The 23,754-nt window shown below is 59.9% G+C and carries 25 protein-coding genes and 1 pseudogene; 19 read left to right on the forward strand and 7 right to left on the reverse strand.

Going from position 1 to position 23,754, the window contains the following annotated elements; all coding sequences use genetic code 11:
- Positions 1 to 99 precede the first annotated feature (99 nt).
- Positions 100 to 891: a lysophospholipid acyltransferase family protein gene (locus AC1RQB_RS08630; protein WP_008074541.1), complete on the reverse strand. Its 792-nt coding sequence runs from the start codon at positions 889 to 891 to the stop codon at positions 100 to 102.
- Positions 891 to 1,646 carry an L-ornithine N(alpha)-acyltransferase gene (gene olsB / locus AC1RQB_RS08635; protein ID WP_063342726.1) on the reverse strand — a complete coding sequence of 252 codons (756 nt, stop codon included), beginning with the start codon at positions 1,644 to 1,646 and terminating at the stop codon, positions 891 to 893. Before olsB ends, AC1RQB_RS08630 begins: the two co-directional genes overlap by 1 nt.
- 154 nt (positions 1,647 to 1,800) lie before the next feature.
- Between olsB and AC1RQB_RS08640 the strand changes: the two genes are divergently transcribed.
- From AC1RQB_RS08640 to AC1RQB_RS08660, 5 genes are all read left to right on the forward strand, one after another.
- Entirely contained in the window at positions 1,801 to 2,682 is an 882-nt protein-coding gene (locus tag AC1RQB_RS08640) for an acyl-CoA dehydrogenase middle domain-containing protein (RefSeq protein WP_063342727.1), read from the forward strand.
- 186 nt (positions 2,683 to 2,868) lie between these two features.
- Positions 2,869 to 3,963 carry a serine hydrolase domain-containing protein gene (locus AC1RQB_RS08645; RefSeq protein WP_063342728.1) on the forward strand — a complete coding sequence of 365 codons (1,095 nt, stop codon included), beginning with the start codon at positions 2,869 to 2,871 and terminating at the stop codon, positions 3,961 to 3,963.
- The gene (locus tag AC1RQB_RS08650; RefSeq protein WP_063342729.1) at positions 3,960 to 4,289 is read left to right on the forward strand and encodes a hypothetical protein; all 330 of its coding nucleotides are present in this window, start codon (positions 3,960 to 3,962) and stop codon (positions 4,287 to 4,289) included. Before AC1RQB_RS08645 ends, AC1RQB_RS08650 begins: the two co-directional genes overlap by 4 nt.
- Positions 4,290 to 4,523: 234 nt before the next feature.
- Positions 4,524 to 5,114, forward strand: a complete 591-nt coding sequence (locus AC1RQB_RS08655) for a YceI family protein (protein WP_063342730.1) — start codon at positions 4,524 to 4,526, stop codon at positions 5,112 to 5,114.
- A 1-nt stretch (position 5,115) separates the two neighbouring features.
- Positions 5,116 to 6,273 carry a phospholipase D-like domain-containing protein gene (locus tag AC1RQB_RS08660; protein WP_063342731.1) on the forward strand — a complete coding sequence of 386 codons (1,158 nt, stop codon included), beginning with the start codon at positions 5,116 to 5,118 and terminating at the stop codon, positions 6,271 to 6,273.
- A gap of 239 nt (positions 6,274 to 6,512) precedes the next feature.
- On the opposite strand, the gene bglX is transcribed toward AC1RQB_RS08660, so the two are convergent.
- On the reverse strand, positions 6,513 to 8,804 hold the full coding sequence (bglX, locus tag AC1RQB_RS08665) for a beta-glucosidase BglX (protein WP_063342732.1): 2,292 nt from the start codon (positions 8,802 to 8,804) through the stop codon (positions 6,513 to 6,515).
- A gap of 239 nt (positions 8,805 to 9,043) precedes the next feature.
- Between bglX and AC1RQB_RS08670 the strand changes: the two genes are divergently transcribed.
- The 4 genes from AC1RQB_RS08670 to AC1RQB_RS08685 all read left to right on the forward strand — a co-directional run bounded on the left by AC1RQB_RS08670 (position 9,044) and on the right by AC1RQB_RS08685 (position 12,499).
- On the forward strand, positions 9,044 to 9,655 hold the full coding sequence (locus AC1RQB_RS08670) for a LemA family protein (protein ID WP_063342733.1): 612 nt from the start codon (positions 9,044 to 9,046) through the stop codon (positions 9,653 to 9,655).
- 43 nt (positions 9,656 to 9,698) lie between these two features.
- Entirely contained in the window at positions 9,699 to 10,448 is a 750-nt protein-coding gene (locus tag AC1RQB_RS08675; protein ID WP_207267388.1) for a TPM domain-containing protein, read from the forward strand.
- Positions 10,449 to 10,491: 43 nt separating this feature from the next.
- Complete coding sequence (locus tag AC1RQB_RS08680) at positions 10,492 to 11,109, forward strand: TPM domain-containing protein (protein WP_007903764.1); 618 nt, start codon at positions 10,492 to 10,494, stop codon at positions 11,107 to 11,109.
- Positions 11,110 to 11,284: 175 nt separating this feature from the next.
- Positions 11,285 to 12,499, forward strand: a complete 1,215-nt coding sequence (locus tag AC1RQB_RS08685; RefSeq protein WP_063342734.1) for a class I SAM-dependent methyltransferase — start codon at positions 11,285 to 11,287, stop codon at positions 12,497 to 12,499.
- 59 nt (positions 12,500 to 12,558) lie between these two features.
- Here AC1RQB_RS08685 and AC1RQB_RS08690 read toward each other — a convergent pair whose 3' ends face one another.
- Complete coding sequence (locus AC1RQB_RS08690) at positions 12,559 to 13,479, reverse strand: DMT family transporter (RefSeq protein ID WP_063342735.1); 921 nt, start codon at positions 13,477 to 13,479, stop codon at positions 12,559 to 12,561.
- A 349-nt stretch (positions 13,480 to 13,828) separates the two neighbouring features.
- Here AC1RQB_RS08690 and AC1RQB_RS08695 point away from each other — a divergent pair, with 349 nt between their 5' ends.
- The 3 genes from AC1RQB_RS08695 to AC1RQB_RS08705 all read left to right on the forward strand — a co-directional run bounded on the left by AC1RQB_RS08695 (position 13,829) and on the right by AC1RQB_RS08705 (position 15,274).
- A complete protein-coding gene (locus AC1RQB_RS08695) occupies positions 13,829 to 14,410 on the forward strand; it encodes a DJ-1/PfpI family protein (RefSeq protein ID WP_063342736.1) in 582 nt (193 codons plus the stop codon).
- Between the two features lie 14 nt (positions 14,411 to 14,424).
- Positions 14,425 to 14,730 carry a ribbon-helix-helix domain-containing protein gene (locus tag AC1RQB_RS08700; RefSeq protein ID WP_007903755.1) on the forward strand — a complete coding sequence of 102 codons (306 nt, stop codon included), beginning with the start codon at positions 14,425 to 14,427 and terminating at the stop codon, positions 14,728 to 14,730.
- 199 nt (positions 14,731 to 14,929) lie between these two features.
- Positions 14,930 to 15,274: a YegP family protein gene (locus AC1RQB_RS08705; protein WP_063342737.1), complete on the forward strand. Its 345-nt coding sequence runs from the start codon at positions 14,930 to 14,932 to the stop codon at positions 15,272 to 15,274.
- Positions 15,275 to 15,466: 192 nt separating this feature from the next.
- Here the strand turns inward: AC1RQB_RS08705 and AC1RQB_RS08710 are convergent, their stop codons facing one another.
- A complete protein-coding gene (locus AC1RQB_RS08710; protein WP_063342738.1) occupies positions 15,467 to 16,486 on the reverse strand; it encodes a DUF4917 family protein in 1,020 nt (339 codons plus the stop codon).
- 156 nt (positions 16,487 to 16,642) lie between these two features.
- On the opposite strand from AC1RQB_RS08710, the gene yiaY reads away from it, so the two are divergent.
- Positions 16,643 to 17,791, forward strand: coding sequence for an L-threonine dehydrogenase (yiaY, locus tag AC1RQB_RS08715; RefSeq protein WP_063342739.1), 1,149 nt, complete (start codon positions 16,643 to 16,645; stop codon positions 17,789 to 17,791).
- Here the strand turns inward: yiaY and AC1RQB_RS08720 are convergent.
- On the reverse strand, positions 17,788 to 18,954 hold the full coding sequence (locus AC1RQB_RS08720) for a multidrug effflux MFS transporter (protein WP_063342740.1): 1,167 nt from the start codon (positions 18,952 to 18,954) through the stop codon (positions 17,788 to 17,790). The two genes, yiaY and AC1RQB_RS08720, sit on opposite strands and share 4 nt — an antisense overlap.
- Before the next feature lie 242 nt (positions 18,955 to 19,196).
- Between AC1RQB_RS08720 and AC1RQB_RS08725 the strand changes: the two are divergent.
- The 6 genes and pseudogenes from AC1RQB_RS08725 to AC1RQB_RS08750 all read left to right on the forward strand — a co-directional run.
- Positions 19,197 to 19,430: pseudogene (locus AC1RQB_RS08725) on the forward strand (hydroxymethylglutaryl-CoA lyase); the annotation flags it as partial.
- Positions 19,431 to 19,737: 307 nt separating this feature from the next.
- Positions 19,738 to 20,154 (forward strand): fosfomycin resistance glutathione transferase, encoded by a 417-nt coding sequence (gene fos, locus AC1RQB_RS08730; protein ID WP_063342742.1) that lies wholly within the window; start codon positions 19,738 to 19,740, stop codon positions 20,152 to 20,154.
- A 64-nt stretch (positions 20,155 to 20,218) separates the two neighbouring features.
- Positions 20,219 to 20,857 (forward strand): LysE family translocator, encoded by a 639-nt coding sequence (locus AC1RQB_RS08735; RefSeq protein WP_007903290.1) that lies wholly within the window; start codon positions 20,219 to 20,221, stop codon positions 20,855 to 20,857.
- A 102-nt stretch (positions 20,858 to 20,959) separates the two neighbouring features.
- On the forward strand, positions 20,960 to 22,309 hold the full coding sequence (locus AC1RQB_RS08740; RefSeq protein WP_032830594.1) for a sensor domain-containing protein: 1,350 nt from the start codon (positions 20,960 to 20,962) through the stop codon (positions 22,307 to 22,309).
- A gap of 116 nt (positions 22,310 to 22,425) precedes the next feature.
- Positions 22,426 to 22,581 (forward strand): KGG domain-containing protein, encoded by a 156-nt coding sequence (locus tag AC1RQB_RS08745; RefSeq protein WP_008014777.1) that lies wholly within the window; start codon positions 22,426 to 22,428, stop codon positions 22,579 to 22,581.
- Positions 22,582 to 22,654: 73 nt separating this feature from the next.
- Positions 22,655 to 23,158 carry a DUF4142 domain-containing protein gene (locus tag AC1RQB_RS08750; RefSeq protein WP_008074522.1) on the forward strand — a complete coding sequence of 168 codons (504 nt, stop codon included), beginning with the start codon at positions 22,655 to 22,657 and terminating at the stop codon, positions 23,156 to 23,158.
- 56 nt (positions 23,159 to 23,214) lie between these two features.
- Here the strand turns inward: AC1RQB_RS08750 and AC1RQB_RS08755 are convergent, their stop codons facing one another.
- Positions 23,215 to 23,613, reverse strand: a complete 399-nt coding sequence (locus tag AC1RQB_RS08755) for a low affinity iron permease family protein (protein ID WP_063342743.1) — start codon at positions 23,611 to 23,613, stop codon at positions 23,215 to 23,217.
- Between the last annotated feature and the right edge of the window lie 141 nt (positions 23,614 to 23,754).

Below are 23,754 nucleotides of genomic sequence, written 5' to 3' on the forward strand. Positions count from 1 at the left end.
TGGGAGCGGGCTTGCTCGCGAAGGCTGCTTCACATTCAACACATGTGCTGACTGTCAAACCGCTTTGGCGAGCAAGCCCGCTCCCACAGGGGATTTGTGTCAGGCCGCGATCGCAGGGCGTAGCGGCTCCTGTTGTGTCTGCGCAATCGCCCCGAACAACGCCCTCTGCACCGCCTGCTGCGCCTCGAACGCCAGCGCCGCACGTTCCCGGTCCTGACATTCGATCGGTTTGAGCAGATGAATCTCCACCTCACCCCGATCATTGGCGAACAAGCGCATCAGGTGCGAGAGCAAATCATCATCGCCAATGAACGGTGCCAGGGTATCGAGCTCGCCGTCGCGCAGATAACGAATCGCCACCGGTTGCAGCGCCACTTCGGAATCGATCGCCGCGGACAGCAAACGGCCATGAAACGTACGCAGCGAGCGGCCATCGGTGGTGGTGCCTTCGGGGAACATCAGCAGTGGATGTTCCTGCTCCAGATGACGGGTCATCTGTTTGCGGATCAACTGACTGTCGCCTGAACCACGGCGAATGAACAGGCTGCCGGCCTTGGCCGCCAACCAGCCCGCCACTGGCCAGGTGCGCACTTCGGCCTTGGACAGGAACGACAGCGGCGTGAGCATGCCCAGCAGCGGAATGTCAGTCCAGGACACGTGATTGCTCACCCAGAGCATTGGCGCCTTTGGTAATTCACCATGGACGGTGACGCGAAAGGGCAGGGCATTGCTCAGCCGCGCCATGAAAAACCGCGACCAGCGCTGGCGACGGACCATCGAATGGGCAATCCCCAGTCGCTCGAACAACCCGAACACACTGGCCATGCTCAAGCCCAGCGTCACGACCAAAAGCACTCGCGCAATTCGCGCGTACACCCGCAAGCGGCTCATTACACTGCCGCCTTGAAGTGCTTGGCGTAGCGCGGGCAGAGCTCGTCGCGCTTGAGCAGGATGAACACGTCGGCCACCTGGAAGTCTTCGTCCCAGCACGGCTCGCCGCAGATTTTCGCGCCCAGGCGCATGTAGGCCTTGAGCAGCGGCGGCATTTCGGTGATGACGTTGGACGGGATATCGAGCGTCGGCAATGGCTTCTTCGGCTCGGCCCGCAGGTGTTCGGTGCACAGGTAGCGTTCGCGCAGACGCTGCATGATCGCGTGGGCTTGAATGCCGCCGTCCTGCATTGGAATGCTCGCGCAACCCATCAAATAGCTGTAGCCGCCCTGGTTCAGCACTTCGGCCAGTTCACCCCAGAGCACAGCGATAGTGCCGCCGTTGCGGTAGGCCGGGTCGACGCAGGTGCGACCGATTTCCAGGATCGGGCCTTTCAGATGGACCAGACCATGCAGGCTGAATTCTTCTTCGCTGTAGAACTTGCCCAGGCTGCTGGCCGCTGTATGGTCGAGCAAACGGGTGGTCGCCACCAGGCGCCCGGTGTTCAAGTCACGCACGCCGATGTGGGCGCAGTGAACATCATAGTCATCCATGTCCAGACCCAGCTCCGCGCCTTTCAGCTTGGCGTTGAATTCGCCGCTGAACACGTTGAAGCGCAAGGCCTGGGCTTCCTGCAAGGCCTCGGCGCCCACCAGGCGTTCGGCTTGCAGGCGGCGTTCATTGCCGGTGTCGCTGATGCGGGCGATCTGAGTCATTGTGAGTCTCCGTGCGGGCTGGCCACCCGTCTTGGGTTGCAGCCGATCGACTTTCTTTATGCAGCCGTGTTGTGCAAAGTCAGGCTATGTAGCCCCGGTGTCATCGCCATGAAGCTTTGGTGATGCTTATATGACAGCCCACAAGGAGCCTCTTATGCCCTGGCAAACCCTGTTGAAACGCCGCGATCGCCTGCCCGCCGACCCTGACCTGGGTGAAGGCTTTGCAACCTTGTTGCAACAGTTGGGCGCGGTGTCGCCGTTCGAATTGGCGGTGGCCGGCGCACGGCTGATGGCGACGCCGGGGCTGGCGTTTCTGGTGGGCTATCAGGCGGCGTTGCGCATGCTCTGGCCGAGCGCGCCGCTGAGCCTCGGCGCGTTGTGCGCGACCGAACAGCGCAGTTTGCGGGTGGCGGACATGCAGACCCGGCTGCGCGATCTGCGCCTGAACGGGCGCAAGGATTTCGTCACCGCTGGCGATGCCGCCGACTGGCTATTGGTTGCTGCTCGCAGTGAAGAACCCGGCGAAGTGCCGCGCTTGAACCTTGCGGTGGTTTACCCCGGCGAACCGGGTGTGCGTCTGGAAAAACTCGCGCCGATGCCACTGATGCCGGACATAGGCCACGGCCGGTTGTTTCTCGACAACGCACTGTGTGAATTGCTGGCGGGGGATGGCTGGGATGCTTACGTCAAACCGTTCCGAACCCTGGAAGACATCTATGTGCTGAGTGCCATGACGGCGTGGCTGTTCGGCGTTGGCCAAGACAACGACTGGCCGCAAACCTTGCAACTGCGCTTGCTGGCGCTGCTGGCCGGGTGCGCGGAAGTCAGCCGCCAGGCGCCAAACAATCCGGCCGGGCATGTGTTGCTGGGCGGGTTGTTTGCGCAGTTCGACGGGCTCAAGGCTGAAGTGAATCAGGCCCTGGCCGATGGCCCGCCACAATGGGCGGCGATGTGGCAGCGCGATCAGACCGTGATGGATTTGGCGGCAGGGGCGCGGGGCAAGCGGTTGGCCAAGGCGTTGGCGGGATTGTCGTAAGGTTGAAGGGACCCTTCGCGGGCAAGCCCGCTCCCACAAGGATCTCTGATGTGCAAAATATTGTGTACGACGCAGATCATGTGGGAGCGGGCTTGCCCGCGATGGCGGCCTCATTGGCTACTCAAATCCAAAAACTGTCATCTAGCTCGACTAGGCTCTGCAGGTTCATCCCTCCGAGCGCCCCTCATGTTCAAAGGCTTGTCCCTGATTTTGATGTTGCTGCTTAGCCTCACGGCCCAGGCCGAAAACTGGCCGGCTGAGCAATGGTCGCCGGGCCCGAAAGTCACCGGCACGGCACTTCAAGCCCTGGAGAACTACGCCTTCGCGCCCCGCGACGATGCCACTCACCAAGGCATTCGCACCGATGCCTTGCTGGTGATCCGCGACGGCCAACTGATCTACGAACGCTACGCCGGCCCGACCACTGCGCAAACGCCGCACCTGACCTGGTCGATCAGCAAAAGCCTCATGGCCGCGGTGCTCGGGGTGGCCTATGGCGAAGGGCTGTTCAAACTCCAGGATCCGGTGCAGAAGTTCTATCCACCGCTGGAAAAACACCCCGCCATGACCATGGCCGACCTGCTGCACTGGGCCTCGGGACTGGACTGGCAGGAAGACTACGAATATGCCCCATTGAAGTCCTCGGTGGTGGCCATGCTCTACACCCGTGGACACCGCGACATGGCCGCGTTCACTGTTGAGCACGACGAGTACGCCAAACCCGGTCAGGCATTCCGCTACTCCAGCGGCGACAGCAACCTGCTGTCCGCCGCGCTGAAAACCATCGTCGGCCCGGCCCGTTATCCTGATTATCCATGGACTGCGCTGTTCGAACCCTTGGGGATTCGCAGTGCGGTGTGGGAAGCGGATGCCACGGGAACGTTTGTCGCATCGTCCTACGCCTATCTCACTGCCCGGGACCTGGCGCGGGTCGGCCTGTTGATGGCGCGCGACGGTCGTTGGCGTGAGCGGCAATTGCTGCCCAAGGAGTGGGTCGACTTCTGTCGTGAGCCTTTCGCCCGCTATCAAGCCAACCAGGATGAAGCCGTGCCCGGCGGTCACTGGTGGCTCAATCGCGCAGTGGAGGGTGCGACACAACCCTGGCCCGATGCCCCCGCCGATACCTTCGCCGCGCTGGGCCATTGGGGTCAGGCGATGTACGTGATTCCCAGCGAAAACCTGGTGATCGTGCGCTACGGCGATGATCGCGATGGACGTTATCGGCATAACGAATTGCTAAGACTCGCGCTCAAGGCATTTGCCATGCAGGTGCAGCCATGAGCCGCCGCAGTTTTATTCGCCGTCGGCCGTTCAGCGCGCTGTTGCTGGTGCTGCTGATCGCCTTGCTTGGCTGGGGCTGGCAGGAGCGGGTAGCGCTGTGGGCCTTCCCGGACATCATCAGCGCCTACACCGCCAAGGAATACTGCTCGTGCCGCTATGTGATGAACAATCCGGCCGGGTATTGCCAGGGCTATGTGAAGCAGTATTTGCCCACCAGCGGGTTCGTCGATGACGCCGCCAGCAAGCGCGTGACGGTCAGCGGCATGGGGCGTAGCAACAGCGCTGTTTGGGTTGGTGAACGGCAGGGATGTCGGTTGCAGCCCTGACAGTGGTCAGTTTTTTTTGTGGCGAGGGAGCTTGCTCCCGCTCGGCTGCGAAGCAGTCGTAATGCCAGCGGCCGAGGTCTTACTGGAAGAACTCATTGTCTGATTTTGGGAGCGCTTCGCACTCCAGCGGGAGCAAGCTCCCTCGCCACAAAGGTTGGGTCGGAGCAACAGAAAGTTTGCAACCTGTCTCAGGCCAGTTAAGGTTCGCTCAGGTTTATCTGCCCATGAGTCTCTATGTTCAACCGCTTTGTCTGCAAAACCCTCGCCTCCCTGCTGCTGGCCGGTGTCACCGTGTCGGCCCAGGCCAATTGGTACCTGGACGGCGAGTCCTCGCGGCTGTCGTTCATCAGCACTAAAAACGCCAATATTTCCGAAGTGCAGCGCTTTCTGGTGCTGCACGGCAAGGTCGATCCCAAGGGCCTGGCGCAGGTGGAGGTTGAGCTGGAGTCGGTCAACAGCGGCATTCCGCTGCGTGACGAACGCATGCGCAAGGAACTGTTCGATATCCAGACGTTCCCTGAAGCGCTGATCACCACGCAAATCGATCTACGGCCGATCAACGACCTGGCGTCCGGTGCACAACTGGAGTTGCGCTTGCCGCTGACCGTCAACCTGCATGGCAAACAACACCAATACAACGCCGAACTGCTGGCGACCCGTCTCGATGACCGGCGCTTTCAAGTGGTGACTCTCGAACCTTTGGTGATCAACGCTGAAGACTTCGACCTGGCCCCGGGCCTGGAAAGCTTGCGCAAGGTTGCCGGTTTGTCAGCCATCAGTCTGTCGGTGCCGGTGGGTGCGGTACTGATTTTCACGGCGCGCTGAGATGCGCGGCGCAATTTTCCCGTGGCGCGAAGGCAATCGCTTTGAACTGCTGATCGACGGCCCGCAGTTTTTTCCGCGAATGCTGGTGGCGATTGCTCGCGCCGAAGAACAAGTCGAACTGGAACTGTACCTGGTGGAGGCGGGAGCCTGCGCCGAGGCCATGGTTCAGGCGCTGGTCCAGGCTGCCGAACGCGGCGTGCGGGTGCGCTGCCTGTTCGATGACTATGGCAGCCTGGCCTTTACCCTGACCTTGCGTCAGCGCCTGATGGCCGCCGGTGTCGAGTTGCGTTTCTACAATCTTCTGAGCTGGCGACGCTGGGTGGGCAATTTCTATCGCGACCACCGCAAGCTGCTGCTGGTGGATCAATGCCTGGCGGTGGTCGGCGGCACCGGGGTCACCGATGAGTTCTGGACCCCGGGCGAAGACACCAGCGAATGGCACGAAGTGATGGTGGAAATCAACGGTCCCTTGGTCATCGACTGGCAGTTGCTGTTCGACCGCCAATGGATCGCCAACCGTCATCGGCGCGCCTGGAAACCCACTGCGCACTTCGGTTTGCCGCGCCTGCCGCGAGTGCCGGCCATGGGCGAGGGCATGGGCCGGGTCGCCTATGCCGATGCCCGTCAACACCGCGATATTCTGCAATCGCTGGTTCGTGCGCTGAATAGCGGCCAGCGTCGAATCTGGCTGGCCACGCCGTATTTCCTGCCGACCTGGAAAGTCCGCCGTTCACTGCGCCGGGCGGCGGCTCGTGGCGTCGATGTGCGTTTGCTGCTGACCGGGCCGCGCACCGATCACCCGTCGGTGCGCTATGCCGGGCATCGCTACTACCCGCGATTGCTCAGGGCCGGGGTGAAGATCTTCGAATACCAGCCGTGTTTCCTGCACCTGAAGATGGTGTTGATCGATGACTGGGTGAGCATCGGCTCGTGCAACTTCGATCACTGGAATCTGCGTTTCAATCTGGAAGCCAACCTCGAAGCCCTGGACCCCGGGCTGACCCGGGCGGTGGCGGCGAGTTTCGAGAATGACTTTGCCCTGAGCCAGGAAGTCAGCCTCGAAGCATGGAAGCGCCGACCGTTGTGGCGGCGGGTCAAGCAAAGGGTGTGGGGATGGGTGGATCGGCTGGTGGTGAATCTGTTGGATCGGCGAGGCTGAACCCAATTTTCGCAACACCCTAAACCTAATGTGGGAGCGGGCTTGCTCGCGATGGCGGCCTTACATCAGATCGTTCCCACGCTCTGCGTGGGAATGCCTCTAGGGACGCTCCGCGTCCAGTGACGCGGAGCGTCACGGGCTGCATTCCCACGCAGAGCGTGGGAACGATCAATAGAGATGCTGAATGTTATGGCCTTATCGCGGGCAAGCCCGCTCCCACAGGTTTTGTGGCGTATGACTTACAGCAACTCAAAGCTCTGCTGCGTCACGTCCTGGGAGTCCAGGCCGATCTGCACGTTGAACTTGCCCGGTTCCGCGGCGTACTTGAGTTGGGCGTTGTAGAACTTCAGGTCATCCTCGGTGATGGTGAAGTGCACGACTTTCTGTTCGCCGGCCTTGACCAGTACTTTCTGGAAGTTCTTCAGTTCCTTGACCGGGCGGATCATCGAACCGGTCACGTCCTGGATGTACAGCTGCACCACGGTTTCGCCGTCACGCTTGCCGGTGTTCTTCACCACGACACTGGCGTCGAGCTTGCCGGTCTTGTTCAGTGTGGTTGAAGACAGGGCCATGTCGGTCAGGCTGAACTGGGTGTAGCTCAGGCCGAAGCCGAACGGGAACAGCGGCCCGGTGGTGTCTTCGAAATACTGCGAGGTGTAGTTGCCCGGTTTGCCCGGCGTGAACGGCCGGCCAATGCTCAGGTGGTTGTAATAGGTCGGAATCTGACCCACCGAGCGCGGGACAGTGATCGGCAGTTTGCCCGACGGGTTGTAGTCGCCGAACAGCACGTCAGCAATGGCGTTGCCGCCTTCGGTGCCGCTGAACCAGGTTTCCAGAATCGCGTCAGCCTGCTCGTTCTCTTCGAGAATCGACAGCGGACGGCCGTTCATCAATACCAACACCAGCGGTTTGCCGGTGGCTTTCAACGCCTTGATCAACTCGCGCTGGGCGGCCGGGATGTTCAGGTCGGTACGGCTCGACGATTCGTGGGACATGCCTCGGGATTCGCCCACCGCTGCGACCACCACATCGGCCTGTTGCGCGGCTTTCACCGCTTCATCGATCAACACGTTGGCCGGGCGCGGATCATCCACCACTTCCGGCGCATCGAAGTTGAGGAAGTTCAGGTAATCGAGGATCTTCTTGTCGCTGGTGATATTCGCGCCACGGGCGTAGATCAACGTCGACTGCGCGCCAAGCGCATGGGTCATGCCGTCGAACAAAGTCACCGATTGCTCGGGACGGCCAGCAGCGGCCCAGCTGCCCATCATGTCGATCGGCGCCTTGGCCAGTGGACCGACCAGCGCGATTTTCGCGGTTTTCTTCAACGGCAGGGTTTCGCCCTGGTTTTTCAGCAACACCAGGCTGCGGCGCGCGACATCACGGGCTTCGGCGCGGTGCAGGCGGCTTTCGGCGTAGGTGTCGGCCGGGTCATCCTCGGCCTTGCCGATGCGCAGGTACGGGTCTTTGAACAGGCCCATGTCGTACTTGGCGGCGAGCACTTCACGCACAGCATTGTCGATGTCTTTCTGTTCGATCTCACCGGCCTTCAGCAGCCCTGGCAATTCCTTGCCATAGAGGGTGTCGTTCATGCTCATGTCGATGCCGGCCTTGATCGCCAGCTTCGCGGCTTCGCGACCGTCAGCGGCGACGCCGTGCTTGATCAGTTCGAAAATCGCCCCGTGGTCGCTGACCGCCAGGCCCTTGAAGCCCCATTCCTTGCGCAGCAGGTCGTTCATCAACCAGGTGTTGGCGGTGGCCGGCACGCCGTTGATCGAGTTCAGCGCAACCATCACCCCGCCGGCACCGGCGTCAATCGCTGCGCGGTACGGTGGCAGGTAGTCCTGGTACATCTTGACCGGGCTCATGTCGACGACGTTGTAGTCGCGACCGCCCTCGACCGCGCCGTACAAGGCAAAATGCTTGACGCTGGCCATGATGCTGTCGGCCGCGTTCGCACCGGTGCCCTGGAAGGCTTTGACCATTACGCCGGCGATCCGCGAAACCAGGTAGGTGTCTTCGCCGAAGCCTTCGGACGTGCGGCCCCAGCGTGGGTCGCGGGAGATGTCGACCATCGGCGCGAAGGTGATGTCGAGGCTGTCAGCCGCCGCTTCCTTGGCGGCGATGCGCCCGGAGCGACCAATGGCGTCCATGTCCCAGCTCGAGGCCAGGGCCAGCGGAATCGGGAAAATGGTGCGATGGCCGTGGATCACGTCATAGGCGAAGAACATCGGGATCTTCAACCGGCTGCGCATGGCCGCGTCCTGCATCGGACGGTTTTCGGCGCGGGTGATCGAGTTGAAGGTGCCGCCGATATTGCCGGCGGCGATCTCCTTGCGGATCATCTCCCGCGGCATTTCCGGGCCGATGCTGATCAGGCGCAATTGGCCGATCTTTTCATCGAGGGTCATTTGCTTCATCAGGTGGCTGATGAAGGCGTCCTTGTTCTCTATAGGTGCGGGCGTCGTGGCGGCCAATACGGTATGACTGGCCAGGCTGACGAACAGGCCCAGCAAACACAGCTTCTTCATGAATTGTTTTCTCAAAAGCCTAAACGGCAGTGAATACGCGCCGGTCAGCCAAAATTTAGGGAGCGACTATTGTTGTTCAGGTAAATGCAGACACACTTGTGCAGTGTGTCAGCGCTGGGCCCATCTTTTAGCCCATTGGCTCGTTGCAATCCAGCAGCGGCGCAGATTATGCCCCAAGAGCCGGGTTCAAAGTTCGCAGGTTGTTTCATCAACGGAATGTGCAAGGGAGCATCAACCAGATGAATGTACGACACCATTATCGGTCGAGCCTGCAGGTTGCAGCCTTGATGTGGCTGACAACACTGCTGACCGGCTGCGGCATCAACAATATTCCGACCCTCGACGAACAGGCCAAGGGCGCCTGGGGCCAGGTGCAGAACCAGTACCAGCGTCGCGCCGACCTGATTCCCAATCTTGTGGAAACCGTCAAGGGTTATGCCCGGCATGAGCAAGAAACCCTGACCGCGGTGATCGAAGCCCGCGCCAAGGCCACCTCGATTCAGGTGGATGCCAGCACGCTGGACAATCCGGAAAAACTCAAACAGTACGAGCAGGCGCAGAATCAGCTGACCGGCGCGCTGAGCCGGTTGATGGTGGTGTCCGAGCGCTACCCGGACCTCAAGGCCAACCAGAACTTCCTGGCGCTGCAATCGCAACTTGAAGGCACCGAGAACCGCATCGCCGTGGCGCGTCGCGACTTCATCCTCGCGGTGCAGAAGTACAATACCGAGATCCGCACCTTTCCCGGTCGCCTGTGGCATACCGTGTTGTATAGCGATCTGCCGATCCGCGAAACCTTCGAGGCGACCAGCCCCGATGCCGAGAAAGCGCCTGAAGTGAAGTTCCAGTAAGCGCCGGAACGGGCTTGAAGCGTCACCAAGGATGAGGTTGCCAATGCGCGTGTTGAAAGTGGGCCTGGTGCTGCTGTTCTGGGTGTTTGCCCTGACGGCTCAGGCCGAGTTGAAGTTCCCGGAATTGACCGGGCGGGTGGTGGACAACGCCCAGATGATCGAGCCTGCAGTGCGCGAGCAACTGACGCAACAGCTCAACGCCCACGAAAAAACCACCGGCGAGCAGTTGGTGGTGGTCACGTTGCCGGACTTGCAGGGCGCCGACATCGCGGATTTCGGTTATCAATTGGGGCGCTACTGGGGCATCGGCCAGAAGGACAAGAACAACGGCGCGCTGCTGATCGTTGCGCGAGACGAGCGCAAACTGCGGATCGAAGTCGGTTATGGCCTGGAAGGGCGCCTGACCGATGCGCAGAGTTCGGTGATCATCCATCAGGTGATCACGCCCGCGTTCAAGGCCGGCAACTTCAGCAAAGGCATCAGCGATGGCGTCGCGGCGATGCTGGTGGTGCTGGGCGGCAATCCGCTGGACGAACCGTCGACGGTGTATGAACCGCGTGGTGATCAGGAGAGTGATTTCGTTGGGCGGCATCCGGGGTTGTTCGTGTTCCTGGTGTTGCTGTTTATCCTGACGATCTTCATCGGCCAGATGTTCGGTATTCTGCCAACCGGAGGAGGCCGTGGCGGCTCGGGAGGGGGCTTGGGCGGCGGAGGTTTTGGCGGCGGGGGCGGCGGGGGCTTCAGCGGCGGCGGGGGCAGTTTCGGGGGTGGTGGTTCGTCGGGCGGCTGGTGATACTGCAGGTAAAAACAACAATAGCGAGCAGGCATTCATAAACATGGCATTACTGACTGAACACGAACAACGCAAAGTCGCCGAGGCGATTGCCCGGGTCGAGCGCGATACCGACGCCGAACTGGTGACGGTGCTGGCGGCCCGCGCCGACGATTACGCGTATATCCCGCTGCTCTGGGCCAGCCTGCTGGCGCTAGTGGTGCCGGGTATCGTGCATTACCTGACGGGCTGGCTGACCATGCACAGCCTGTTGCTGGTGCAATGGCTCAGCTTCATCGTGTTGTGCCTGGTGTTCCGTATTCCGAAAGTCACCACGCGCCTGATCCCGCGCTCGGTGCGTCACTGGCGGGCGTCGAACCTGGCGCGCCGGCAGTTCCTGGAGCAAAACCTGCACCACACCGTGGGCAGCACCGGCATGCTGATTTTCGTCTCCGAGGCCGAGCGCTATGTGGAGATTCTGGTGGATGAAGGCATTTCCAAACGGCTGGACAACAAGAACTGGGACGCGATAGTGGCGGCGTTTACGCAACAGGTGAAACAGGGGCAGACCTTGCAGGGGTTTGTGACGTGCATCGAGGCCTGCGGCGAGTTGCTCAAGGTGCATGTGCCGGTGACCCATGTGCGCAATGAGTTGCCGAATCGGTTGGTGGTGTTGAGCTAAATCAAAAGATCGCAGCCTTCGGCAGCTCCTACGCCGATCGCGGTTCCCTGAGTTGCCGAAGGCTGCGATCTTTTGATTCTGCACCGTTCGGCAAATAACTGCGTGTCCCGAACGGCCATCCCCCCTAAAATACCCACCATTCCCCGATTCGCACCGCCCGAGGCCGTTTTTTCCCATGTCTGTCACCGCCACTCCCGCCAGCCTCGCGCCGGATCATCACGCCCAGTTCATCGATCTGCTGCAAACCAGCCTCGATCAGAACGCCTTCATCAAACTGGTGCTGGCCAAGTACGTCGGTGGCGAAGCGGACTTGCAGCGGCTGATCATCAAGCAACTGACGGTCAAGGATCAGCCATGCCTGTCCTTCGTCTATCGCTATAAGACCCGCGACATCACCAAGAACCTGCCGATTACGGAAGGCGTGGCAACCATTGCCGCGCTGTTGCCCGCATCGTTCAAAAATGCGCATTTACTGTCATTGACCGACGAAGCCCAGCTCGAATACAGCAAAAAGGGCAAATCTTCGCTGTTCAAGAGCAAACCTCAGCAATTGCGCGAAGTGCCTTCCGCCGAGCACAACCGCGAGAAGAACCGTTTCCTCGACCTGAGCCGGCCGTTCCTCAAAGACCTCGGCGTGACCAACGCGCAACATGAGCTGATCCCGGCGATGTCGCGCAAGTGGAAGCAGATCAACAAGTTCATCGAAGTCTTCAGCCATGCGCTGACTTCGTCACCACTGGCGCTGGACAAACCCGTGCGGGTGGCGGATTTCGGCTCGGGCAAGGGCTACCTGACGTTCGCGATCCACGACTACTTGCGCAACACCCTGAAGGCCGAGGGCGAGGTGACCGGCGTCGAGCTGCGCGAAGACATGGTCAGCCTGTGCAACACCGCCGCCGCGAAGCTGGAGCATCCGGGGCTGGTGTTCAAATGCGGTGACGTGCGCAGCGTCGCGCCGAGCGAGCTGGACGTGATGATCGCGTTGCATGCCTGCGACATCGCCACCGACTATGCGATTCACACCGGCATTCGTTCCGGCGCTTCGATCATCATGTGCTCGCCGTGCTGCCACAAACAGATCCGCCTGCAGATCCAGAGCCCGGCGCTGCTCAAGCCGATGTTGCAATACGGCCTGCACCTGGGCCAGCAGGCGGAAATGGTCACCGACAGTTTGCGTGCACTGTTCCTGGAAGCCTGCGGTTACGAGACCAAGGTTTTTGAGTTCATCTCACTGGACCACACCAACAAGAACAAGATGATCCTGGCGGTCAAACGCGCCGAGCCAGTGGACCCGGCTCAGCTGTTGGTGAAGATTCAGGAACTGAAGGATTTCTACCACATCAGCGAACATTGCCTGGAAACCCTGCTGCGGGCCGACGGCTACCTCTGATCCTGTGGGAGCGGGCTTGCTCGCGAAAGCGATTTGACATTCAACATCTTCGTTGAATATTAAGCCCCCTTCGCGAGCAAGTCGGATCGCCGCACCGCCGCTCCCACATTTGATTTGACTGCAGTCTTGCGCCCCAACATCACCGTCACGATCACCCCGGCGGCAAACAGCCAAGTAATCGGCTCGACGTGCTCACCGAAGAACAACGCAGAAAACGCGATTGTGAAGAAGATCTGCAGCAACTGGATCTGGCTGACCCGGGCAATGCCGCCCATGGCCAGCCCCGCGTACCAGGCAAAGAACCCGATGAACTGCGAAAACAGCGAGACGTAACCGAAGGCCCACCAGGTCTTGGCCGAAATCTCGCCTTGGTGTTGCAGCGCCAGATACACCACCGGGCCGATCAGTAGCGGCGTCGACAGCACCAGCGCCCAGCAGATCACCTGCCAGCCACCCATCTCCCTGGCCAACCGGCCGCCTTCGGCATAACCCAACCCACCCACGGCAATCGCGCCGAGCATCAGCAAATCACCGGCCTGAATACTGCCGGCGCCGCTGATCAGCGCATAACCGAGCACCAACGCGCTGCCCAACGCGGCGCAGGCCCAGAAGGCTTTCGACGGACGTTCATGGGACAGCCATGCGGCATACAGCGCCACGCACAGCGGCTGCAAGCCGTTGACCAGTGCGCCATGAGAGGCGGGCAACGTCTGCATGGCCCAGGCCGACAGCACCGGAAAACCAAGGATGACCCCCGCGATCACCAGCGTCAGGCCTTTGACCTGTTTCCACGTGGGCCACTTTTCACGTTGCCACAGCAACAGCAGCGCTGCCGGAATTGCCGCAAACAGCGCACGGCCGAGGCCGTTGAGCAGCGGATGGAGTTCCTGCACGACGATCCGGGTGAAGGGCAGGGTCAGGCTGAAGATAACAACGCCGAGCAGGCCGAGGGCCATACCGGTGTTTTCGCGCGAGGACATGATGGGTGACCAGAATTCAGGATGGCGGGAAGTTTCTTTATCTAGCCATAAACCGCAGGCGTTGCTCTGTTACAGATAGGCGCAGAGTTATCCGTACAGTTGAGCGCGGTCCCTGTGGCGAGGGAGCTTGCTCCCGCTGGGGCGCGAAGCGGCCCTACCGGTTTCGTCAATCAATCGGTGGTCTCTGGTTTTGCGACTGCTTCGCAGCCGAGCGGGAGCAAGCTCCCTCGCCACAAAAGCTAAATCCAATACACATCATCCGTAGTAACTGGTTATTACCCACCCCGCCGGATAAGGACTACCTTGAATACTCCTGCATGCCCACGCATTTTCCAGAGGAGTCCTCCCCATGGCGGCTAAAAAAATTCTGATGCTGGTCGGCGATTACGTCGAAGACTATGAAGTGATGGTGCCGTTCCAGGCGCTGCTGATGGTCGGCCACACGGTACACGCCGTTTGCCCGGACAAAACTGCCGGCCAGACCGTGCGCACGGCAATCCATGACTTCGAAGGCGACCAGACTTACAGCGAAAAACCCGGTCACCTGTTTGCCCTGAACTTCGATTTCGCCAACGTAGATGCAGCGGACTACGACGCGGTGCTGGTGCCAGGCGGTCGTGCGCCGGAGTACCTGCGCCTGAACGAAAAAGTCCTGGACCTGGTGCGAGCGTTCGACAAAGCTGGCAAACCGATCGCCGCCGTGTGTCACGGTGCGCAACTGTTGGCCGCCGCAGGGATTCTCGAAGGTCGCGAGTGCAGCGCCTACCCGGCGTGCGCTCCGGAAGTACGCCTGGCTGGCGGCACGTTCATCGATATCCCGGTGACGCAAGGTCACGTTCAAGGCAATCTGGCCACTGCACCAGCCTGGCCGGCGCACCCGAGCTGGCTGGCCGGTTTCCTTGGGTTGCTGGGCACCAAAATCACGCTGTAACGAGGGACCTGTCCATGTGCGAGCTCTACGTCAAGGCCGATCCGATTCTCTACGAGTCGCGCTCCCGCTCGCTGCGCATCTGCGGGGTGGTCACCACCCTGCGGCTGGAGAATCAGTTCTGGGACATCCTCAGCGAAATCGCCGAGGTCGACGGCATGACCACCAATCAGTTGATCGCCAAGCTCTATGAAGAAGTGATGGACTACCGCGGCGAAGTGGTGAATTTCGCCTCGTTCTTGCGAGTGAGTTGTATGCGGTATCTGAGCCAGCGCCGGGTGCAGACACCTGAGTTGTCGGTGGTGCGGGCTGCGGTGAAGTAGAGCGGTTTGTATCAATTTTGAGGACGCCTTCGCGGGCAAGCCTAGCTCCCACAGGATTTGTGTCGGACGCAAACCTGCGGTCAACCGAAATCCTGTAGGAGCGAGGCTTGCCCGCGAAGGGGCCGGTACAGGCGACAGAAATCCCGACTTGGTCTTTACTCTGAAGCGCGAAACCTCTCAATCGCCAAGGAGTAGAAGCATGTCTGGATGGTACGAAGTGAGCAAAACCGTCAACGGTCAATTCAAGTTTGTATTGAAAGCGGCCAATGCCGAAACCATTCTGACCAGTGAGCTGTACACCTCTCGCGGTGCGGCCGATGGCGGTATCGCCTCGGTTCAGGCCAACAGTCCGCTGGACGAACGCTACGAGAAAAAAACCACCAAGGACGGTCATCCTTACTTCAACCTGAAGGCCGGTAACCACGAGATCATTGGTAGCAGCGAGTCCTATTCATCGGACGCCGCGAGGGATAAAGGCATCGCCAGCGTCAAGGCCAACGGCCCGACCACGATGATCAAGGACAAGACCTTGCCGGTGCTCTAAACACACCGCTTGATAAGTCCAATACACATCCAGTGTGGGAGCGGGTTTACTCGCGAAAGCGGTCTGACATTCAGCATCTTCGTTGAATGTTCAGCCCCCTTCGCGAGCAAGCCCGCTCCCACATAGGTTCGGCGGCGTTCACAAATTCCTGTGGGAGCGGGCTTGCCCGCGAAGAGGCCGGCCGCGGCGCCGCTAAACTTCGACCGGTACGGTCAGCTTCGGACTACCCAGCGCATGCGTCTTCGAGTCAAAAAACCGCAGCTCCACTCCCGTCCCCTCAAACACCTTCGTGTAATGCCGCTTCTGGTGCTGGATGAACGCCTTGCTGCGCGGGTAAATCGAGATCGCCGCTGTCTTCGGCTTTGCCTGACGCAATGCATGAATGATGTGACTGTCCTGCTCGCCAAGGGCATGCCCGAAGATGCACAGCCCATCGCCATGGCCCAGTAACTGGTCGTAGCAAAACGACAGGTAATCGGAGCTGCGAATGGTCTTGAGCTTGTCCTGGGTCGGACCTTCGTTGACGAATAGCGGCACGTCGTCGAGGGTCTTGATCGTATTGTTGATGGCGAAACTGCCCAGCAACGTTCCTTCGGTCGACATCAATTTACGCGCCGTGCCGTCCTGGTTGCGCACCAGATGCAGGCCACCGTGCAGGTACAGCAGCCGGGTTTTGTCGGTCGTGGTGAGGCTCAAATCAAAACGTGGCTCGGTGCCCTGGAACAGATCGGTAATAGCCTCAGGCCGGTGCTGGATCGCCCAGTAGTTGAGCAAGTCGTAATTGGTGGTGAACACCGTTCGATAGCTGGCCAACTCCTGATTGATCGTCGCCAGCGTCGAGGGCACCACCAACCGCCAAGGGATGTGCACCGCATGCACGGTATTGATCAGCGCTTCCTTGATCGCGTAATAACGATTGCGCGGTGCCGCTGAGCTGACGGCCAAGGCCTTGTTGACCCGGCTGGTGGTTTTCAGCGCGCCAAGCACCTGTTCGAAACTGCGCGTCTGCATCGCCTCGAACACGCTCAATTCGGATTGGCTCAGAGGCTTCTCTTCGACGGTGCGGGCGTTTTCGAACAGCGAGTCGTAGCCGAAGTCGTCCCATACCGCACGACTGGCACCGTTACCCACCAACAGGCCGCCGAAAGAGGCGGTGGTGCGCAAGGCGTTCCAGTCTTCAAGTTGGGCATCGACATCCTGGAAATCGGTCATTGCGATCAAAGTCTCAAAGCAAAAGGTCTGATGGACGGCGACTTTATCACGACCCGGACTTGAGCCAGATCAAGTTACCGCACGACTAATGGGTCGATCCTGTGCGCACCCGCCGGATCGGTGCTGTTGATTCGGCTTCAGCCAGGAGACTCGCGCATGAGCAGTACGTTCTTCATTCCCGCGGTGAACATCATGGGCACCGGTTGCCTTGACGAAGCCATGGACGCCATTCGCAAGTATGGTTTTCGCAAGGCGCTGATCGTCACCGACACCGGGTTGGCCAAGGCTGGCGTGGCGACGATGATTGCCGAGAAACTGGCGTTGCAGGATATCGACTCGGTGATCTTCGACGGCGCCAAGCCGAATCCGAGCATTGCCAACGTCGAACTTGGCCTGGGTCTGCTCAAGGAAAGTCGTTGTGATTTCGTGGTGTCTCTGGGCGGCGGTTCGCCTCACGACTGCGCCAAGGGCATCGCCTTGTGCGCCACAAACGGTGGGACGATTCGTGACTACGAAGGCGTCGATCAGTCAACCAAACCGCAGTTGCCGTTGATCGCGATCAACACCACCGCCGGCACTGCCAGCGAGATGACCCGTTTTTGCATCATCACCGACGAATCCCGTCACGTGAAAATGGCCATCGTCGATCGCAACGTCACGCCGCTGCTGTCAGTCAACGACCCGGCGCTGATGGTCGCCATGCCCAAGGGCCTGACTGCCGCCACCGGCATGGACGCACTGACCCACGCCATCGAAGCCTACGTCTCCACGGCAGCCAACCCGATTACCGATGCCTGTGCGCTGAAAGCCATCACCTTGATCAGCAATAACCTGCGCCTGGCCGTACGCGACGGCAGTGACATGATTGCGCGGGAAAACATGGCTTATGCGCAGTTCCTCGCCGGTATGGCATTCAACAATGCGTCCCTTGGCTACGTTCACGCGATGGCTCACCAGCTAGGCGGTTTCTATGACTTGCCCCACGGTGTGTGCAATGCGGTGCTGCTGCCTCATGTGCAAAGTTTCAACGCGCTGGTCTGCGCCGACCGCCTGACCGATGTTGCTCGTGCGATGGGCGCCGACATTCGCGGGTTCAGCCCCGAGGAGGGCGCTCAGGCAGCAATCGCGGCCATTCGCGACCTGGCCAGGGACGTGGAAATTCCCGCCGGCTTACGTGAGCTCGGTGCCAGGCTCAACGACATCCCGGTGCTTGCCAGCAACGCCTTGAAAGACGCCTGTGGACTGACCAATCCACGGGCGGCGGATCAGCGGCAGATCGAGGAGATTTTCCGCAGCGCGTTCTAAGTGGTTCGACGGCCGGGCGCGAGCACTACGCAAAGCAGCGCGCCCACGGCGAGCAAAGTGCATAACAGCGACAATGGCCATGCCTGCTGGCTCGCTATCAGGCTGGCGATACCGCCGATAACGGCGGCCATCAGTTGGTGAATGAAACCGCTCAATGCCATCGCATAAGCACCGCCGACCGGCGAACCTTCGTTGGCCAGGGACAGGCTGATCGGGTAATTCAACGACTGGCCAAACACCGCAAAACAATAGGGCAGCCAGAACAGCAGCTCTATTGACGTACCGGCGATGCTACCCAGCAACATGACCGCGCTGCCGGCCAATACCAGCCCAACGCCCGCCGTCATTAGCTGGCGCTGACCGGTACGCAGCACAAAGCGATTGACCGCCACTGCCCCGAGAAAATAGGCCGCGCTGATTGGCCAACCCAACAATCCGTATTCCACTGCCGACCAGTTGAAGGGGCCTTGCAGAATCAACGGCGCCGCGGTGTTGAATGCGACGATCACCCCGTACCCCAGGCCGCCGACAAGGGCCGGCAACAGGAAGGCCCGATGACCCAGAATGTGCCAGTAGCTCGTCCAGGCGGATGACAGTGTGTTCTCGGCTGCCAGCACCGGGAACGTGAGTCGGGCCACCACCACCGCCATCAACAGGCTCACCCCACCCAACAAGTAGAAGATCATCGGCCAACCCAGCGCCACTTGGATAATCGACCCCAGGTATTGGCCGATACCCAGCGCCACCACAAAGGAAATCGATATCCAGGACAATGCCTTGGCCAGCAGGTCGCCGCGAAAACTGTCGCGGATCAGCACCCGGGCCATGACCGAAATTCCGCTGGCGCCTACCCCCTGAATCAGTCGAAAAAACAGGAACGACTCCAGCGTCTGGCCCAAGGGCAGGGCCAGGTTACCCACCCCATAGATACCGAGCGCCGCGAGCAATACCGGTTTACGGCCAATGCGTTGACCGAGGCTGCCCCAGAACAGCATCGGCAGCGCCATGCCGATCAGATACACCGCCAGCCCCCATGAAACCTGCGAGGCATCGGCGGATAGATCCCGGGCAATTTCTGGCAGCGCCGACAGATAAATGCTCATGCCCAATTGGGCGAGAAAAACCGTGCAGCAGGTGATGAGGAGGGTGGTGCTGCTCTTCATTTGATCTTCCCTGAGTTTTTCAGCAGCCGATGTCCCGGCTGTATTGTTCGGTTCGTTTGAGACTGACAAAGAGGCGGATATTAACCTGAAGTTTTTCCTGCAACGCGGCGAATTCCAGGGGGCATGTCTTGTTCATTGGGCAATTGGATGGCGGGGACGAAACGAAACCGGGCTATCCTGCCGACTCAGTCGAACCGAAATCATCGAGCCCTCCCATGCTGCAAAAAAGCCTGATTCGCCGTCTCGGCGGCCTTGGCGGTTGCCCGTTTGCGCCGGGTGCCTCGGGCAATATCTGCACTGAAGATCTGGTCAACCTGTGCGATGAAATCGGTATTCACACCGGCATCGATCTGCCGTTGTTGCTGAGGTTGTCCCGAGGCTTGCCCGCGAAAGCGGTCTGCCATTCAGCATTGATGGAGGCTGACAAACCGCCTTCGCGGGCAAGCCTCGCTCCTACAAAAAAGCGCGTTCACTGAACACCTCAGCCAGACAACAAAAACAATCGGGACTCCCTTGTGAAGTTGCTGCTATGGGGATTGCCGCAGAAGCTGCGCACGCTCGATAAGTTCTGAAGCGTGCGGTGCTGAGCCGGACGCCATCGCGGGCAAGCCCGCTCCCACAGGGATTGGCGTCGGACACAGATCCTGTGCCTGACGCGGTCAATGTGGGAGCGGGCTTGCCCGCGATGGCTGACTCACAGCCAACAAACCCCCAGCGGCTATACGCTCAAGGACGTTTAAGTTGTACGCTCCGGTCGAACCCAGCCTATAGGTTACGAAACCCATGCTAACCGGCCTCAACCACCTGACCCTCGCCGTCACCGACCTGAACCGCAGCGTGGCGTTCTATCGCGATCTGCTGCAACTCCAGCTAGAAGCCACGTGGGACACCGGCGCCTATCTCTCATTACCCGGTCTGTGGTTGTGCCTTTCTCTCGATCCGCTGCGCGAAGCCGCGCCCGCTGCTGACTACACTCATTACGCCTTCAGTATCGATTCTGCGCACTTCCCGTTGTTCGTCGAACGCCTGCGATCCGCCAACGTGCGGGAATGGCGGGATAACCGCAGCGAAGGCGCGTCGTTCTATTTTCTTGACCCGGACGGGCACAAGCTTGAGGCGCATGTCGGGGATCTGGCGTCGCGGCTGGCGGCGTGTCGGCAACGGCCGTATGCGGGGATGAAGTTCTTCGACGATCAGTGAGTCGATGCTTGGGGTCCTGAGATAGACTTGCGTCCATTCATCCGGCGTTTCAACAGGAATTCCCATGACTCCATCGCTGCTAATGGCCGTTCTCGCCTCGGGCTTCATTTATGGCATCACGCCGGGCCCGGGTGTGCTGGCGGTGTTCGGCATCGGCGCGGCGCGCGGGCGGCGGGCCGGAGCGGGGTTTCTGTGCGGGCATTTGCTGGGCGACGTGGTCTGGTGCAGCACGGCGCTGATCGCGATTGTAGGCGCGCGGGAAATCGGCAGCACCGCGTTCGATGTGTTGGGCGTACTCAGCGGGCTCTACCTGTTCTGGCTGGGCCTGCGCGCGGTGCGGGCTCGTCGCGGCAGTGCCGAGGCGCCTCAGGGGCCCGCGCGGCAGCCATTCTGGCACGGCATCCTGTTCGGTCTGACCAACCCCAAGGCTTATCCGGTGGCAGTGGCGACCTTTACTGCGCTGTTGTCCAGCCGTGCAGAATTGCTGCATTGGTCGATGTTGCCCTGGTTGATCATCCTGAGCTTCGTTGGTGGCCTTTTGGCCTACGCTATTCTCATAGGCATTGTCGGGGCGCGTCAGGTGCGCACGTTGTATCAGCGTCATGAACTGGCGATCACCCGGTTGTGCGGGGTAATGTTCATCGGTTTTGCCATCAATGCCTTGGTGCATGCGCTGCCTGGGCTGGTGACGAACAAGGCTTGAGGCTGATCGCAGGGAAGCGACAGCGTACAGTCAACGCTCGGGCGTATGACCGGTCAGGGAGGGTTGTTCAATGTTGCATTGTCCGGACACGCGCTCGGCATTATGGAAACCAGAAATTCCGCCCCACTGGCGAGCTACATTGACCTCTTGCTGGACGCCGTCTGTGCGGTGGATAAACAAGGTCGCTTCGTATTTGTCAGCGCGGCCTGCGAGCGCATTTTCGGTTACACCCCCGACGAGCTGATCGGCCAGCCGATGATCGATCTGGTACATCCCGCCGACCGACAGCGTACCCTCGACGCCGCACGGGAGATCATGGGCGGCGAGCCCAAGCTCAATTTTGAAAATCGTTACCTGTGCAAGGACGGCCGGGTGGTGCACATTCTCTGGTCGGCGCGCTGGTCGGAGGTCGATCAGTTGCGCATTGCCGTGGCGCGTGACATCACCGAGCGCAAGCAGGCCGAGTCCCGGCAAGCGGCGCTGTATGCAATCTCCGAAGCGGCCCACGCGGCGGAAGATCTGCTGGCGCTGTTCAAACGCATTCATTCGATCATCGGTGAATGGCTTCCGGCGTTGAATTTCTCCGTGGCGCTGCATGACGAGCACTGTGCGCAGCTGAATTTCCCCTATCACGTCGACGACCATGAACCGCAACCCGAAGAGCCCGGGACTGTGACCGGGCGTCTTTGCAGTGAAGTGATTCGCAGCGGCTTGCCGATCCTGCTGACTCCGGATCAGGACAATCCGCCGGCGGGGTTTGCGGCACTGGTCGCGGGCCAGGATTCGCCCTGCTGGCTGGGTGTGCCATTGAGTTCGAAGAACGGCACCATTGGCGCGTTGATCGTTAAAAGCGTACCGGGCGGCGAGCGTTATACCGAGCAAGACAAGGAACTGCTGCAGTATGTTTGCGCACAGGTCGCGACCGCTATCGAGCGCAAGCAATTGCATGCCCGGCTCCAGCGCATGGCTCAATACGACCAACTGACTCAGTTGCCCAATCGCGAATTGCTGCGCGAACGCCTCAAAGCCTCGCTGGAGCTGGCCCGAACAGGCTCCGGCCGAATGGCTTTACTCTACGTCGACCTCGACCGCTTCAAGCATGTCAACGACACCCACGGTCATACGGTTGGCGACATGCTGCTACAAGCGGTCGCCAATCGGCTCAAGGGCTGCGTGCGTGAAAGCGACACGGTGGCGCGCATCGGCGGTGATGAATTTGTGGTGTTGTTGCACAGCATCCATGCCGCGGAGGATGCCGAGCGTGTGGCGGGAAAAATCCGTCAGGTACTGGTTCAGCCCCTGCGCCTGGATGGGCATAACCTGAGCATCCAGCCGAGCATTGGCGTTGCGCGCTACCCCGAACACGGGACCGAAGAAAATCAGTTGTTCAGGCATGCCGACGAGGCGATGTACAGCGCCAAGCGCCAGCATCACCTGCGTCTCGGGGCCTGAAAGCCCGTCACCGTTCGTCGCGGCGTTGCCAGTTTTTCTAAACCTTTTTGACGATGGAAATTCTTATTCTATGCGGGCGGCTGCTCGCTGCTCTCATCATCAAGAGGATGAAAACCATGCCTACTTCAAAAAATCCGAGTCCGGGTAGTGCCCATGATCGAACGAAGGCGTCTGAAGCCGGTCGCAAAGGTGGGAAAACCACCACGACGACCGTTGATAAAGATTCCGCGAAAGGCGGCATGGGCCGCAAAGGTGGTCAGAAATCCCGGTAATAGTGAAGTTGGTTTTATTAAAAGACGGGGGCGAAAGCTCCCGTTTGAATTTTCAAAGAAGGAGGGCGCGACCATGAGCCGGATGGCCACCCGTTTACGCAATGCCAGTTTTGTCACGTTACTAGGGCTGTTTGCCAGCAGTGCCTTTGCCCAGTCAGCCACAGAATTCATCAACGAAGCGTCAGCCAAAGGCATGGCTGACATCGAAGCCAATCGCCTGGCGCACCAGAAAACCGAGTCCAAAGAGGTCAAGGATTACACCATCGTGGTAATCAACGACCTCACCACCGCCAACCAGCATCTGGCGAAAATTGCCAAGCAACTTGATTTACCGGTCGCGCCACGCGAAGAGGTGATGGATAAGGCCAAAACGTTGATCCCGGAGGTGAAGGACGACGCCTCCTTCGATCAGGCATACGCTGCTAACCAGGTGAAAACCACACAAGAATCCATCGAGCAGCTTCAACAACAAGCGCAGACCACGGACGTACCGCAAATCAAAGCGTTCGCCGAAGAAACCTTGCCCAAACTGCAAAACCACCTGCAAATGGCCAGGGCGCTGCAAGCCAGTCGTTAGCACCAATGGCGCGGGTGACGTCGCCGGTCACCCGCGGGGCTTGGATCAACATTCATTCAATCCTGTTCCTTTGTTTCAGGGACGACAGTGCCGTCCAGAGGAATCGTTTCGCCCTCGCCGAGGTTGCGATATTTCTTTCTCAATTCTTCCAGCTGTTTGAGATCCAGTGATTCGAGCCCCAGCATCGCGTTCTGCGCTTCTTTCGTTACTCGCAATAACTCATCGATCTTCAAGTGCAAAATGTCCGTGTCGCGGTTCTGGGTGTTCTGGATCAGGAACACCATCAGGAAGGTGATGATGGTGGTCGAGGTGTTGATGATCAGCTGCCAGGTATCGTCGAAATGAAAAATCGGCCCGCTCAAACCCCACAGGATAATCAGAACGATCGCTCCCAGAAATGTCCGGGGCAGGCCGGCCCACAGGGAGAGTTTCTGTGCAATTTTTGCGAATTTCATTGCCGTGTTCCTCGTAGGGATGCGCCTGATTTTCAGACAGCACGGGCATAACGAAAATTCTGCTGAATATTGGCTGCGGGATGGAAGGCTGGTGTGGCTGAAGCCTCTGTCAGTGCTCGTCGCTCGGGGTTGAGTAGGTCG

The organism is Pseudomonas sp. GW822-FHT02E03 (assembly GCF_058802325.1).

What these genes read in the sequence shown, in the direction of transcription:
- AC1RQB_RS08670 (WP_063342733.1), top strand. Translation starts at nt 9,044, where the DNA reads ATGAATGTACGACACCATTATCGGTCGAGCCTGCAGGTTGCAGCCTTG.
- AC1RQB_RS08735 (WP_007903290.1), top strand. Translation starts at nt 20,219, where the DNA reads ATGACTCCATCGCTGCTAATGGCCGTTCTCGCCTCGGGCTTCATTTAT.
- AC1RQB_RS08640 (WP_063342727.1), top strand. Translation starts at nt 1,801, where the DNA reads ATGCCCTGGCAAACCCTGTTGAAACGCCGCGATCGCCTGCCCGCCGAC.
- AC1RQB_RS08660 (WP_063342731.1), top strand. Translation starts at nt 5,116, where the DNA reads ATGCGCGGCGCAATTTTCCCGTGGCGCGAAGGCAATCGCTTTGAACTG.
- AC1RQB_RS08750 (WP_008074522.1), top strand. Translation starts at nt 22,655, where the DNA reads ATGAGCCGGATGGCCACCCGTTTACGCAATGCCAGTTTTGTCACGTTA.
- AC1RQB_RS08755 (WP_063342743.1), bottom strand. Translation starts at nt 23,613, where the DNA reads ATGAAATTCGCAAAAATTGCACAGAAACTCTCCCTGTGGGCCGGCCTG.
- AC1RQB_RS08745 (WP_008014777.1), top strand. Translation starts at nt 22,426, where the DNA reads ATGCCTACTTCAAAAAATCCGAGTCCGGGTAGTGCCCATGATCGAACG.
- bglX (WP_063342732.1), bottom strand. Translation starts at nt 8,804, where the DNA reads ATGAAGAAGCTGTGTTTGCTGGGCCTGTTCGTCAGCCTGGCCAGTCAT.
- AC1RQB_RS08720 (WP_063342740.1), bottom strand. Translation starts at nt 18,954, where the DNA reads ATGAAGAGCAGCACCACCCTCCTCATCACCTGCTGCACGGTTTTTCTC.
- AC1RQB_RS08690 (WP_063342735.1), bottom strand. Translation starts at nt 13,479, where the DNA reads ATGTCCTCGCGCGAAAACACCGGTATGGCCCTCGGCCTGCTCGGCGTT.
- AC1RQB_RS08705 (WP_063342737.1), top strand. Translation starts at nt 14,930, where the DNA reads ATGTCTGGATGGTACGAAGTGAGCAAAACCGTCAACGGTCAATTCAAG.
- fos (WP_063342742.1), top strand. Translation starts at nt 19,738, where the DNA reads ATGCTAACCGGCCTCAACCACCTGACCCTCGCCGTCACCGACCTGAAC.
- yiaY (WP_063342739.1), top strand. Translation starts at nt 16,643, where the DNA reads ATGAGCAGTACGTTCTTCATTCCCGCGGTGAACATCATGGGCACCGGT.
- AC1RQB_RS08675 (WP_207267388.1), top strand. Translation starts at nt 9,699, where the DNA reads ATGCGCGTGTTGAAAGTGGGCCTGGTGCTGCTGTTCTGGGTGTTTGCC.
- AC1RQB_RS08655 (WP_063342730.1), top strand. Translation starts at nt 4,524, where the DNA reads ATGTTCAACCGCTTTGTCTGCAAAACCCTCGCCTCCCTGCTGCTGGCC.
- AC1RQB_RS08740 (WP_032830594.1), top strand. Translation starts at nt 20,960, where the DNA reads ATGGAAACCAGAAATTCCGCCCCACTGGCGAGCTACATTGACCTCTTG.
- AC1RQB_RS08630 (WP_008074541.1), bottom strand. Translation starts at nt 891, where the DNA reads ATGAGCCGCTTGCGGGTGTACGCGCGAATTGCGCGAGTGCTTTTGGTC.
- AC1RQB_RS08645 (WP_063342728.1), top strand. Translation starts at nt 2,869, where the DNA reads ATGTTCAAAGGCTTGTCCCTGATTTTGATGTTGCTGCTTAGCCTCACG.
- AC1RQB_RS08710 (WP_063342738.1), bottom strand. Translation starts at nt 16,486, where the DNA reads ATGACCGATTTCCAGGATGTCGATGCCCAACTTGAAGACTGGAACGCC.
- olsB (WP_063342726.1), bottom strand. Translation starts at nt 1,646, where the DNA reads ATGACTCAGATCGCCCGCATCAGCGACACCGGCAATGAACGCCGCCTG.
- AC1RQB_RS08650 (WP_063342729.1), top strand. Translation starts at nt 3,960, where the DNA reads ATGAGCCGCCGCAGTTTTATTCGCCGTCGGCCGTTCAGCGCGCTGTTG.
- AC1RQB_RS08695 (WP_063342736.1), top strand. Translation starts at nt 13,829, where the DNA reads ATGGCGGCTAAAAAAATTCTGATGCTGGTCGGCGATTACGTCGAAGAC.
- AC1RQB_RS08700 (WP_007903755.1), top strand. Translation starts at nt 14,425, where the DNA reads ATGTGCGAGCTCTACGTCAAGGCCGATCCGATTCTCTACGAGTCGCGC.
- AC1RQB_RS08685 (WP_063342734.1), top strand. Translation starts at nt 11,285, where the DNA reads ATGTCTGTCACCGCCACTCCCGCCAGCCTCGCGCCGGATCATCACGCC.
- AC1RQB_RS08680 (WP_007903764.1), top strand. Translation starts at nt 10,492, where the DNA reads ATGGCATTACTGACTGAACACGAACAACGCAAAGTCGCCGAGGCGATT.